Source organism: Aeromonas molluscorum 848 (assembly GCF_000388115.1).
Classification (GTDB): domain Bacteria; phylum Pseudomonadota; class Gammaproteobacteria; order Enterobacterales; family Aeromonadaceae; genus Aeromonas; species Aeromonas molluscorum.
Genome location: NZ_AQGQ01000021.1, coordinates 24,080 through 36,670 on the forward strand (window position 1 = coordinate 24,080; position 12,591 = coordinate 36,670).

12 protein-coding genes are annotated in these 12,591 nt (G+C 60.4%); 5 read left to right on the forward strand and 7 right to left on the reverse strand.

Annotated features, from left to right (window positions below; genetic code table 11):
* Positions 1-106: 106 nt before the first annotated feature.
* From G113_RS05440 to G113_RS05450, 3 genes are read left to right on the forward strand one after another with little or no spacing between them, the layout of a single operon-like run.
* Positions 107-1,396 (forward strand): paraquat-inducible protein A, encoded by a 1,290-nt coding sequence (locus G113_RS05440; RefSeq protein ID WP_040318935.1) that lies wholly within the window; start codon positions 107-109, stop codon positions 1,394-1,396.
* Positions 1,389-3,038: an intermembrane transport protein PqiB gene (gene pqiB, locus G113_RS05445; RefSeq protein WP_005895050.1), complete on the forward strand. Its 1,650-nt coding sequence runs from the start codon at positions 1,389-1,391 to the stop codon at positions 3,036-3,038. The genes G113_RS05440 and pqiB overlap by 8 nt, the downstream gene beginning before the upstream one ends.
* On the forward strand, positions 3,035-3,598 hold the full coding sequence (locus G113_RS05450; RefSeq protein ID WP_040318936.1) for a PqiC family protein: 564 nt from the start codon (positions 3,035-3,037) through the stop codon (positions 3,596-3,598). The genes pqiB and G113_RS05450 overlap by 4 nt, the downstream gene beginning before the upstream one ends.
* Positions 3,599-3,662: 64 nt before the next feature.
* Here G113_RS05450 and ompA read toward each other — a convergent pair whose 3' ends face one another.
* Entirely contained in the window at positions 3,663-4,718 is a 1,056-nt protein-coding gene (gene ompA / locus G113_RS05455; protein WP_040318937.1) for a porin OmpA, read from the reverse strand.
* 232 nt (positions 4,719-4,950) lie between these two features.
* A complete protein-coding gene (locus G113_RS05460) occupies positions 4,951-5,955 on the reverse strand; it encodes an SGNH/GDSL hydrolase family protein (protein WP_040318940.1) in 1,005 nt (334 codons plus the stop codon).
* A 243-nt stretch (positions 5,956-6,198) separates the two neighbouring features.
* On the opposite strand from G113_RS05460, the gene G113_RS05465 reads away from it, so the two are divergent.
* Positions 6,199-6,579, forward strand: coding sequence for a YgiW/YdeI family stress tolerance OB fold protein (locus tag G113_RS05465; RefSeq protein ID WP_005895061.1), 381 nt, complete (start codon positions 6,199-6,201; stop codon positions 6,577-6,579).
* A gap of 104 nt (positions 6,580-6,683) precedes the next feature.
* Here the strand turns inward: G113_RS05465 and mltC are convergent, their stop codons facing one another.
* From mltC to G113_RS05490, 5 genes are all read right to left on the reverse strand, one after another.
* A complete protein-coding gene (gene mltC, locus G113_RS05470; protein WP_005895064.1) occupies positions 6,684-7,787 on the reverse strand; it encodes a membrane-bound lytic murein transglycosylase MltC in 1,104 nt (367 codons plus the stop codon).
* A gap of 102 nt (positions 7,788-7,889) precedes the next feature.
* A complete protein-coding gene (locus G113_RS05475; protein WP_005895067.1) occupies positions 7,890-8,162 on the reverse strand; it encodes an oxidative damage protection protein in 273 nt (90 codons plus the stop codon).
* Positions 8,159-9,223, reverse strand: a complete 1,065-nt coding sequence (gene mutY, locus G113_RS05480; RefSeq protein ID WP_005895070.1) for an A/G-specific adenine glycosylase — start codon at positions 9,221-9,223, stop codon at positions 8,159-8,161. Before mutY ends, G113_RS05475 begins: the two co-directional genes overlap by 4 nt.
* A 106-nt stretch (positions 9,224-9,329) precedes the next feature.
* Positions 9,330-10,013: a GspB family T2SS assembly factor variant ExeB gene (gene exeB, locus G113_RS05485; RefSeq protein WP_005895073.1), complete on the reverse strand. Its 684-nt coding sequence runs from the start codon at positions 10,011-10,013 to the stop codon at positions 9,330-9,332.
* An 82-nt stretch (positions 10,014-10,095) separates the two neighbouring features.
* The gene (locus G113_RS05490) at positions 10,096-11,664 is read right to left on the reverse strand and encodes an ExeA family protein (protein WP_005895076.1); all 1,569 of its coding nucleotides are present in this window, start codon (positions 11,662-11,664) and stop codon (positions 10,096-10,098) included.
* 145 nt (positions 11,665-11,809) lie between these two features.
* Here G113_RS05490 and G113_RS05495 point away from each other — a divergent pair.
* A partial coding sequence (locus G113_RS05495) for a multifunctional CCA addition/repair protein (RefSeq protein WP_005895079.1) occupies positions 11,810-12,591 on the forward strand: 782 nt, incomplete at its 3' end.

Here is a 12,591-nt window from a genome sequence, read left to right on the forward strand (position 1 = left end):
GCCACTGGCTTGTCAAAGTCATTCTGTTGCCGCCCCAACTATGGGGTGAGATAGGGGCTGGTAGCCCGGACGCCCTACTGCGATAATCGCGCTTTCATGGTCCGTGATGGACCCAGACAGAGATATTCATTTGCCATCAAGTTCCAAACTGAGCCCATATCGCACCGATCCAACGGCATGCGAAGAGTGCGATCTGCTCGCCCCCGCCACCGAGCTGGCGCTCGGCGAGGCTCAGCATTGTGTGCGATGCGGCCATATCTTGACCAGCCACCTGCCGGATCAGGGTCGGCGACCGCTCGCCTACGGTCTGGCTGCCATCATCATGTTCGTGCTCGCCAACAGCTTCACCTTCATGTCGTTCTCCGCCAAGGGGCTGGGCCAGGAGATGACCTTCCTGCAGTGCATCACTACCTTGGTCAATGAGGGGTATCTGTTCCTCGCCGCCGTGCTAAGCCTGACCCTGATAGGGTTGCCCCTCGTCTACATGGGCTCCATCATGCTGGTGCTGTGGCGCCTCGACAAACCGATGCACAGCAAGGCTCTCCGTTCGCTCGGCCGCTTGCTGTGCCGGATCAAGCCCTGGTTGATGGTGGATGTGTTCCTCATCGGCGTCCTCATCTCCCTGGTCAAGCTGATGGGCATGGCCGACATCAAGATGGGCCTCTCCTTCTGGGCCTTCGTGGGCTATACCCTGCTGCTGATCAAGACGATCTCCTCCCTGGATCGCATGTGGTTCTGGCAGCGGCTGTTTGGCCAGACAGAGGGGCGGGAGCTGGATCTGACCGCAGGAGCACGGGAGGCTGGTCTGGTCGTTTGCCATATTTGCGGCGCACTCGGCGAGCTGGGGCAGCATAGCTGTCGGCGCTGTGGCGCACATCTGCACAGCCGTAAACCCGGTGGACTGGGGCGCACCTGGGCCCTGCTGATCACCTCGGCCATCCTCTATGTCCCGGCCAACCTCTATCCCATCATGGATACCGTCTTTCTCGGCGATACCAGCCCCTCGACCATACTCGGCGGCGTCGTACTGCTGTGGGCGCTGGGCTCCTATCCCATCGCCGCCATCATCTTCATCGCCAGCGTGGTGATCCCCCTGGCCAAGATACTGGCCCTGTTCTGGCTCTGCTACCGGGTGCAGACCGGGGATGGCGCTTCGCCCCTTGGCAAGCTCAAGCTCTATCGCATGACGGAGTTTGTTGGTCGCTGGTCCATGATTGACGTCTTCGTGGTGGCCATACTGGCTGGGCTCATCCGACTCGACAATCTGATGACCATCTACCCCGGCCCTGCTGCCGTTGCCTTTGCCGGCGTGGTGCTGATCACCATGGTGGCCGCCATGAGTTTCGATTCCCGTCTGATTTGGGATTTACAACAAGGAGAACGCGAACGTGAGTGAGCGTAAGACAGTGAAGAAAGCCAGCGCCGAGTTTTTCGGATCGGCGGCGGCGATCTGGATGGTGCCGCTGGTGGCCCTGTTGATCGGCGCCTGGATGCTGTTCCAGCACTGGTACTCCCAGGGCCCCAGCATAGAGCTGACCGTGCCCACGGCCGAAGGCATAGTGGCGGGCAAAACGGTGATCCGCTCGCGAGAGGTGGATGTTGGCCGGATAGAGGCGGTGGAGCTGAGTGAAGATTATAGCCACGCCGTGATCACGGCGCGTCTCTCCAACAATGCAGCCAACATGCTCAAGGGAGACACCCAGTTCTGGGTGGTCAAGCCGAGGATCGGTCGTGAAGGGGTCTCCGGCCTCGGCACTCTGCTCTCCGGAGCTTACATAGAACTTTCCCCGGGCAAGAAGGGCAAGGCGAAGGCGCGCTACGAGATCCTCGACATACCGCCGCTTGCCTCCCTCGATGCCAAAGGGCTCAGACTGACGCTCAACAGCGCTGAAACCCGCTCTCTCAGTGTGGGATCCCCCATTCAATACAAGGGCTACACCATAGGCCAGGTGGAGGAGGTGAAGTTCTTGCCCGAGAAGAGCGAGCTGGAATATCAGATTTTCATCAACGCCCCCTATGACGTGCTGATCACCAACAACTCTCGCTTCTGGATGACGCCAGGGTTCGAGGCGTCCCTGACCAGCGAAGGCATGAAGGTGAAGATGGACTCGCTCGAAGGTCTGATCGACGGCGGCATCACAGTCGGCCTGCCGGCGGGCTGGATGCCGGGTGACCAGGTCAAGAACAAGGATGCCTTCACCCTGTTCAAGGATCAGAACAGCGTGCTGGCCGGTAGTCTGGATCAGTTCATCGACTACGTCTTCCTGTTCGAAGACAGCCTGGCCGGGTTGCACCCGGGGGCGGCCGTGGAGTATCGCGGCGTACGAGTGGGGACTGTTGTGTCGTCGCCCTATCTCATCGATGACAAGGCGAGCCAGCTGTTCAAGAGCAAGGTGATCCCGGTGCTGGCGCGGATCGAGGTGCAGCGGATCTCCCATCGCTATGCCAGTGCCGAGCGTGAGCAATGGCGTAAGCTGTTCAGCAAGCAGTTCCAGGAAGGGCTCAGGGCCACGCTCAAGACTGCCAGCCTGCTTACGGGGGGCAAGGTGATCGATCTCAACTTCTATCCGGAGGCGCCTGCCTTCATGGCGCGCAAGATGTCCGGCTTCGAAGTGTTCCCGACCACCCAGGGCGGCCTGGATCAGATAGAGCGCAAGGTGAACCTCATCCTCGACAAGTTTGTCGACATGGACATAGCCACCACACTGGCGCAGGTCAACAGCAGTCTGGCCAACCTGGACAAGACGATGAAGAACGTCAGCTCCCTCAGCGCCAACCTCGACAAGCTGACCAGCCAGCGGGCGACCCAGCAGTTGCCGGCTTCTCTCAACGAGAGCCTGGTGCAGCTCAAGGAGACCCTGAGCAGCTATGATGGCGCCTCCCAGACCAACCAGGATCTGCGTCAATCGGTGCAGTCCCTCAATCAGTTGATGCGTGAGTTGCAGCCCCTGGTGCACTCTCTCAATGAGCAACCGAGCTCGCTGATCTTCGATCGCTCCAGACCCCAGGACCCTGAACCCAAGCGAGGTACCGAATGAAACGACTCAGCATGGCACTGGCCCTGACAGCGCTGCTGGCCGGGTGCAGCAGCGCCCCCAGCCTGCATTACTACTCCCTGGACGCCGATGGCACGCCTCAGGCGGCGCCTGTCACTCACCCGCAGCATCAGCTGGTGCTGCGTCCGGTCCAGATCTCGGATCAGCTCGACAATGTGAGCCTGGTCTATCAGCTGGAGGGCAAGGAGCTGCTCTTCACCGAGTACCAGCGCTGGGCCGGTTCCCTGGATGGCCAGCTCAACCAGCTGACCCTCAATGGCCTCTCGGCCCGTCTGCCGGGCTGGGTGGTACGTCAGGATGGTGCCCGTCAGGGCCCCGTGCTCACTATCAGCGTGCAGCGCTTCCAGGGCCGCTTCGATGGCCGGGCCGTACTGAGCGGGCGCTGGCGCCTGCTGGCCGAAGATGGTCGCGTCTTGCAAGACAACCCCTTCCACATGGAACGGGTTCTGCCTGCCGATGGCTATGGCGCCTTGGTCGGGGAGCTGAGCATCGGGTGGCAACTGCTGCTTGATCAGATTGCGATCGAGCTGCGCAAGGGGTGAGCCGGATTGCAGAAATAAAAAACGGGAGGCAGTTGCCTCCCGTTTTTTATGCGGTGCCTGATGGTTATTGTGCGACCTCCGAGACTCCCTCTACCTTGACCTCTACCCGGCGATCCGGTGCCAGGCAGACGATCAGCTCACGTTTGGTGCCGCTGGCGCAGCTGCTGCCGGTGACTGGATTGCTCTCGCCCATGCCCTGCACTTGTACCTTGCTGGCGGGCAGGCCTTTGCCAATCAGGTAGTCGGCGACGGTGCGCGCCCTGTGCTCGGACAACTTCTGGTTGTAGCCATCGGCCCCGAGGCGGTCTGTGTAACCCATGACGGTAGCGGTGCCATCCTTGGGTCTGGCCGCTTCAATCTGGCTATAGAGCGTATCCAGCGCCTGGCTGGCCTGCGGCTTGAGGGTGGCCTTGTTGAAGTCAAACAGCACGTCCGAACTCAGGCTGAAGGATTGATCCACCATGGTGGGTTCCGGCATTGGCGGCGGTACCACGACGGGCTCGGGGGCCTCCTGCCCAAAGCGATAGAGCATACCGATTGAGAGCAGGCCGTTGTCGAGCTCGACCCCGGTGTGATCCAGGTCCATGTCGCCGAGGGGGGTGGTGTACTGGTATTCGAGGCGGGTTGCCCAGTTGCGATCGATGGCGTACTCGGCGCCCAGTGCGCCAACAAAGGCGGCGCCATCATCGTTGTCCAGCTCCCGGCTATCTGCCCAGGCGTAGGCGCCGCCGAGACGGCCATACAGGTCCAGGCTGTCGGCGACCGGGAAGCCAATTTTCATGGTCAACTGCACCATCTGGGCCGTCACCTTGTCATCGCCCTTCATGGTGGGATCAAGCTTGTCGGTGACATCGTATTTGTACTCGCCGAGCCAGTCGTAACCCAGCTCTACGCCGACATTCTGGTTGATCTGATAACCGGCGAAGGCGCCAGCTCCCAGGGCATCATTGCTCTCGTCGGTAATGTCGGCCGCATCCTTGATGGCGTCATTGTGATCGACTCCGTAGAAATTGGACCAACCCAGCTTGGCACCGGCATACCAGGTGTTGTCTTGTCCTGCAGCCTGGGCGTTAGCCACCAGCAATCCAGAAACAATCAATGTAATCAATGATTTATTCATATCGTGCCTCTGCAATTTCATATGAAGGAAGTTTGCCTCAGTGGCCTTCCCTTATGGGTCCGGCGGTCAGGGCCGTAGGACAGATTAAAGTTAGTCGCTTTTGAAAATGTCGCAACTGACTGAATTGACAATATTTGTTGAGGCACTGGTCTGGATGGCAAGGGTGCCATATGGCCAAAAAAACGGGGGCTTATTGACCCCCGTTTTGTACCAACAGTGATGGGCCAATGGCTTATCTTGGCAAGTACTCGTACTGGCTCTCGATGAAAGCGGCGGCCCGTTCACCCAGGGCGGCATGAACGACTCGGGTGGGATGGACCTGATCCCAGTACATCTTGCCCTCGCAGTCAGGGGCGGCCACCTTGCGGGCCATCGGGCTGGTGACCGCCTGCGCCAGCAGGGGGTTGCCCGCGATGGCGAGCCGCTCCTGCGGGCTGAATGCATTGAGGCGGGCATCCTCATTGGCGCTGCTGGCGGCAAAGGGCTTCCACACATAACCACCGCCATAGCAGGCGTGCTCGGTGTCGCTCAGCCCGAAGTTTTGCGGCTCACTGAGCATCTCGTCGAACTGTTTGTCGATCTCGAACAGGCGTACCAGACCGGTCGGGGCGAGCTGGCGAGCCAGATTCAACAGCAGGGCGTTGTGATACTGAGAGACATGGCTGGCGGCCTGGGTGACCTTTTGACTGCGGGCCGAGGGATTCTGGCCCAGATCCGGCAGGTTGAACAACAGCACCTGCTTGGCACCGTTGAGCACGATGCGGCTGGCGGCGTCACTGATGGCATCGCGAACCCGTTTGGCATCGGTCTCACTATTCCAGCCGTAGGCCAGGTAGTCGTTGGCGCCGACCCAGAGGATCACCAGATCGTCGGGCTGGAAGCTCTCCTTTTGCAGGAACTGGGTTATCTCGTAGTCCAGGTTGTTGATCACCTGATACTTGGGGTGCCAGGAGATCTTGTTATAGGCCACTGCGGTGGCGCCCCCTTCCGCTTCATTAGCGATTTTCAGGCCGGGAAATTGTGCGTTGAGGTGCTCCAGCCAAACCGGACCGTTGGAAAAGCGCCCCTCATAGTAGGGCGGGCTGGAGGGAAGATAACCACGCATCTTGCTATACATCTTGCCGGTGTCGGACAGGCTGTCACCAAAGACGACGATGCGGGAGAAGGCGGGACGTGGTTCGGCCGCCTGGGCTGTCCAGGCCAGCAGGCCCAGCAGGCAGATAAAACAGGTTCTCATCATGGGGTATCTCATCTCTTGGGAGCAGGTGTCCTGCGATAGCTGTAGGTGCTCGCCAATCCGCGAGTCATTTGAGAATGATAACCCTGCCGAATTTAATTCAACAATCATGGATTGGTCCGCAAGCGATTGCGCTCACACCCCGTTCCCCCAAATGGGGTGGCTTCACATCTGTTTCACGCCACTTTTGACATCATCTCCCCATCGCCGATATGGCAGCCTGTGAAAACTGAGGAAAGTGACATGAAAACATTGAACGCTCTTACCCTGTTGGCCCTGATCTCCGTCTCCACCGCCACCCTGGCCGCTTACACCGGGCCGGCAGAGCAGAATGCGGTCACTGTCATCCAGCTCAAGGATGTTGCCGATGACAGCTGGGCCACGGTCGAAGGCAAATTGATCAAGCACCTTGGCGGCGAGAACTACCTGTTCCGCGATGCCAGCGGCGAGGTGGAGGTCGAGATCGATGCGGACGTATGGCGTGGCCAGGAAGTCGGCCCGGATGATTTGGTGCGTCTGCGTGGCGAAGTGGATCACAGCTGGAACAAGACCGAGCTGGAAGTGGAGCAGTTGGAGAAAGTCGGTGCCACACCCCAGAGCAAGGGCGGCTTCATCGCCAAATAGCGCACGACGTTGGCGATAAGCTTGAGTCTGATATGAGAAGGGCGCTCCTGGAGCGCCCTCTTTTATGTCGTCATTCCGACGGGAGGTTGAAGATGTGAACGCCTTCAACCCGCCCGCTTGGGCACCGTTCGTTTGAACCCTTTCTCGGCCTGATCGACCTTGTAGAGGTAACGGCGCGCTTCCGCTTTGGGATGCTGCTCGGTCAGGACCTGATAGACAGCCTCGGGGGAGAGGCGGTTGATCATGCCGGGTGCGGCCTTGCGGTCGCGGGAGAAGGTATTGAGTACGCCGCCCGCCCCCCCGTTATAGGCGGAGATCACGGCGTAGCGCCGCGAGCGGGGATCGGCGATGTCGACCAGATAGACGGTCTGCAGCAGGTGCAGGTAGGCGGTGCCCACATCTATGTTGTAGGCCGGATTAAACAAGTCATCCCGGGTCGGTTGACCGTTCTTGCCCTTGACCCTGACATAGACATCGCGCCCCGCTGTGGCCGGTATCACCTGCATCAGGCCATAGGCATTGGCATGGCTGACCGCATAGGGGTTGAAGCTGCTCTCCGTCTTGATCACCGCATAGATGAGGCTCTCGGCGACCCCGTATTTACGGGATGCATCGCGGATGATGCTGGCGTATTTGTAGCCGCGCTTGTCTTCGTGGTTCGCCACCATGGGGATGTCGACGTAGAAGATGTTGCGAATGCCGAGGGTGCGCTTCTTCATGGCGGTGCTGAGCAGGTAATCGGCATAGCGCTCTGCTCGCCAGTCGAAGCGGATCGGCTGTCCCTGGTTATCCAGCACCTGGCCATAGAGGAAGGGCTCGCCACCGGGCAATATTTCCCTATCCGAATAGAGATCCACCTCGGCCGGATCGTCCGGGGTCAGCAGTGTCTCTATGATGGCGCGGCGCAGATGAGACTTGGGATCCAGCCCCGACACCGTCTCGATCATGATGTGGCCACTGGAGAAGTCGATGTGGGCACGGCTCTTGTATTCATCCGTGTATTTGACGTAGTCAAACTTGCCCGCAAACAGCGCCTCTCGCCCCCATATCTCGTTCACGTTATGGGAGAGGGCGCTGATCATGTGCTCGAAGCCGCGCACATCCTTGCCGTTGACCAGGTTGTCATCCTGATCATCACTGGATTTAGGGGTAGAAGAGCAGGCACCGAGCAGCAGGATGGCGCACAACAACCAAAAAATTCGGCCCATAGGATCCTCGAAAAGGGCGGCCAGGCCGCCCGTCACTCACTGGCTGCGGGCTAGGAGAGGTGCCACCGTCGATGGGCACAGGGCCTGGCTCGCAGGTACATCTTACTGGCTGGGGGGCGTGTAACCTTCAATGTCGACTTCACCTGCTTCAAACAGGTAACTCACCATCTCTTTCTCCAGCAACTGGCGATGCTCGACGTTCATCATGTTGAGCTTCTTCTCGTTGATCAACATGATCTGTTTGCGTTGCCATTCGGTCCAGGCTTCCTGGCTGATGTTGTCGAAAATGCGTTTGCCAAGTTCACCAGGGTAGAGTTGGAAAGCCAGGCCGGGGGCCTCTTTCTTCAGGCGTTGGCAAAATACGGTACGGCTCATATTGACCTCTGTGGTTGCAAGTCGGGATAGCCCAGCAGGCGCGCGGTGGCGGCGGCCAGACCGACCTCATCTGGATGGCACAAGTTATACCAGAGTCGGGTATCGGCTTCCATGAGCGAGGCGGGTGGCGCTTGCTCAAGTTCGATGAGCAGGGGCCGGATATCGAGATGAAAATGGCTGAAAGTATGGCGAAATCCGGCCAGCTCCCGATAGGGTTGCTCGGCCAATCCCAGGCGACTCAGGCAAGGGGCAACCGCCTCCAGGCTGTCGACTTGAGGGAAGCAGTAGAGACCACCCCATATGCCTTGGGGGGGGCGCTGCTCGAGCAACAGTCGATTGCCCTGACGGATCATCAGCAGGATACCGTTGCGAGCCGGGATGCTTTTCTTCGGCTTGCTGTTGGGGTACGCGGTGGGGTTGCCTTGCGACAGCCCCTGGCAGTCGGCTTGCACCGGGCAGCGTTCACAGGCCGGTTTGCTGCGGGTGCAAATGGTGGCGCCCATGTCCATCATGGCCTGGTTGTAATGGGCGACCCCCAGTTTGGGGGTGAGTCGGGTCGCGAGCTCCCACAGATCATTCTCCACCGGTTTCAGGCCGGGCCAGCCGGGCAGGGCGAGCCAGCGGGTGAGCACCCGCTTGACGTTGCCATCCAGGATGGCGTGAGGCTGACCGAGGGAGAGGGAGAGCACGGCGCCTGCGGTGGAGCGACCAATACCAGGCAGGGCCACCACCTCGTCGAAGTGCTCGGGGAACAACCCCTGGTGCAGATCACGGATCTGCTGGGCCGCCTTGTGCAGGTTGCGTGCCCGGGCGTAGTAACCCAGCCCTGTCCAGTGATGCAGCACCTCGTCGATGGGGGCATCGGCCAGGGCTATCACGTCCGGGAAACGCGCCATAAAGCGCTCATAGTAAGGGATTACAGTGGCGACCTGGGTCTGCTGCAGCATGATCTCCGAGACCCAGACCCGATAGGGGGTCTTGTCCTGCTGCCAGGGCAGGGTCTTGCGTCCATGGATCTGGTACCAGTCCAGGATACGGCTGGCGAAGCTTGATTGACTCACATTGCTCTCATCTTGTTGATTAAAAAGGGGAGCTCTCGGGCTCCCTCTCTTGTTATTGCCGTGTTTATCTAACGTAACCGTGCAGGTTTTGTACCGGCTGACGGGATTAGCCCGGCCAATCCTGCAATGCTTTCAGGCTGACGGATTGACCAGCTACGCCGAGCACTATGTAGTTCTGAGCGATGGCTTGCAGCATGACGCCAGGTGCCACCTCGTTGCCTTCCCGTATTTCGCGGCCATTGATCACCACACTACGCTTGGCCGGATTGGAAGAGTAGAGGTGAGCGCCATAAGCGAGACGGGGGATCTGCTGACGCAGCGCCGGGGTGAGGGCCGCGATGGGAACGACCTGGGATGCCGCAGGCTGGGTCTGCATCGGGGCTGGCTCAGGCTCCAGGGGCACATTGTTGAGGGCGCTTTGCAGCAGGGCGGCGAGATCCTGGTTGCCGCGTTCCTGGCGCCCCGGATCCTGGGCCGGTTTGGGCAGGATCACGGGTTCGGGCAGCGGCGGCGGCAGCGGGCGGGTAATCATCGCCTCGGGTTCGACTCGCATGAAGGGCGCAGTGACTATCTCCTTGACCTCGACCTGCTCCTCGATGGGGCGGTTATGGAGCAGATGCCAGCCGTAATTGGCCGCAGCCCCCATGGCGATGGCCAGCGGGGCCAGCAACCACCAGATCCAGGCTCGGTTTGGTTCTTCTTCCCGGCTGACCGGCAATCCCATGGCGGGAATATAGGGGGCATGCTGAGGGGCATCGGCCCGTCGCAGGGCCTTGAGCAGGGTCGACATCAGGCGATCACTCCAGGGAGGGGGCGGAGGGGGATATGGCTGGCCGCCAGGGTAGCGGTTGAACCAGGGGGCGCGACTCGCATCAGGAGGCATCCTCCAGCTTGGGCATGGGTTCACCGGCCATCACGTTCAGGTGCAACAAGGTGTTGCTGCCGGCAATACCATCGGGATTGAGCCCCTGCTCACGCTGGAACTGCTGCAGCTTGGCTTTGAGCGCGCCATCAAAGCGCTTCACCTTACGCTCGGGCTGCTGCAGGGCCCGGCTCAGGGCATTGTCGAGCCACTGCACCTGTTCGGCGCCAGCATTGTTGCCAATCAGGGTCACACCGCCCTTGGGCAGGCGCCACAGCAGGGTGTAGCTGCCGCCCCAGTTGTCCTCAAGCCATTGACGCTCTACCTGCCAACGCTGCTTGCCAATCAGCAAGGATGCCTTATCGGGCCCGAGTTGGGTGAGGGTCGCATAATAGAGACCGCCGTTCTCATCATTGAGGCTGATGAGCGCCGGGTATTGCAGGGCTTGCAGCTCGGCGAGGGAGGCCTCTCCATCCTGGCAGCGCAGCCCGGCCCGGGGAGCATTGTCACAGACTGCCTCCTCCAGACTGGTCTGATAGCCCCACACCTTGAACAGATTCTGCATGGCGACATCGGGCTCAATGGCCTGATTGATGGCGCGGGTCAGCTGTTCCTGCTGCTCGGCGCTATTGTCGACCTTGACCGGCACTTCCACCTTGATCACTGGCCGCTCGGGGAAGATGCCGACAAACTGCCAGCCCCACCAACCGAGTGTGACCAGCAGGGCTCCGGTCAGGGCCACGGTCAGCCCGGATTGCCAGCTACCCTCGTCGCGAATGCCGCTCACCTCATAGGCTGCCACACTGATGTCCTTGTGGCTCACCTTGTGGCTGGCCCGGGCAAAGGCGCCGATCAGGGCGCGGTCGCAGATAAGGTTGATAAGGCGGGGAATGCCGCCGGAGAGCCGGTGCAGGGTAGCGAGTGCCTTGGGGGTGAAGATGGGTTGCACGCAGCCCGCGACCTGGAGACGAAAGCGCACATAGGCATCGACGTCCGTGGCCGAGAGCGGCAGCAGGTGATAGCGGGCCGTGATGCGCTGGGCCAGCTGACGAAGCAGAGGCTGGCGCAGCATCTGCTGCAGCTCGGGTTGACCTATCAACACGACCTGCAGCAGTTTTTTCTCGTCGGTTTCCAGGTTGGTCAGCAGGCGCAGCTGCTCCAGCACCCCGGGCAGCAAATGCTGGGCCTCATCGACCAGCACCACGCTGCGCTTGCCCGCCGCCAGATTGACGAGCAGATGATCGCGGATCAGATCAAACAGCGTCTTGAGACCGGCATCGGCCCCATAGGGCAACTGATACTCGTCGCAGATGGCGGCCAGCAGATCCCGCTCGGTGAGTGAAGGATTGAGTATGTAGGCGATCTCGGTGTCGGCGGGCAATTGTTGCAGCAGGCAGCGGGACACAGTGGTCTTGCCGGTGCCCACTTCTCCGGTGAGCAACACAAAGCCCCCCCCATCTTGCAGGCCGTAGTTGAGATGGGCGAGCGCCTCCCCATGCCGTTCACTCATATAGAGATATTTGGGATTGGGCGAGATGGAGAAGGGCGCTTCCGACAGACCGAAAAACTGTGTGTACATAAGGATCCATTCCATTGTTATGGCGGCAGGTTAAAGCCTCACCGGGGTTATGTCAAAGGCCCGAAAACCCCAGGAGCAGGGGTCATCGTACCCGAGCCGCAAAGCCGATATAATCGGGACAGCATCCATGAGGGAGAGAGTCGATTTGCAGATCTATCTGGTAGGGGGGGCGATCCGGGATCGTCTATTGGGATTGCCGCAAGGGGACAGGGACCATCTGGTGGTCGGGGCCACGGTCGACCAGATGCTGGCGCAAGGTTACAGCCAGGTCGGTCGTGACTTTCCTGTGTTCCTTCATCCCAAGACTCATGAGGAGTACGCCCTGGCGCGTACCGAGCGCAAGCAGGGCCAGGGTTACACCGGTTTCGTCTGCCATGCGGCGCCCGATGTTACCCTGGAGCAGGATCTGCTGCGCCGGGACCTCACCGTCAATGCCATCGCCGAAGATGAGTCTGGCCAGCTCCATGACCCTTATGGTGGCGTGCAAGATCTCGAGCAGCGGCTGTTGCGCCATGTCTCTCCTGCCTTTAGCGAAGATCCCCTGCGCATCTTGCGGGTGGCCCGCTTTGCGGCCCGTTTCCATGCCCAGGGTTTCGTGGTGGCGCCAGAGACGCTGGGGCTGATGCGGGAGATGACCGATGCCGGCGAGCTGGCCCACTTGACCCCGGAGCGGGTCTGGAAGGAGTTGGAGCGGGTGCTGATGGGGCCGACCCCGGCGGTCTTCTTCGAAGTATTGCGTGCATGTGGCGCTCTCAAAGCGCTCTTCCCCGAACTCGATGCCCTGTTTGGTGTGCCCGCGCCTGCCAAGTGGCACCCGGAGATTGATACCGGCATCCACACCCTCATGGTGCTGGAGCAGGCCTGCCAACGCTCTCCCGCTCTGGCGGTACGCTTTGCGGCCTTGTGTCATGACTTTGGCAAGGGGTT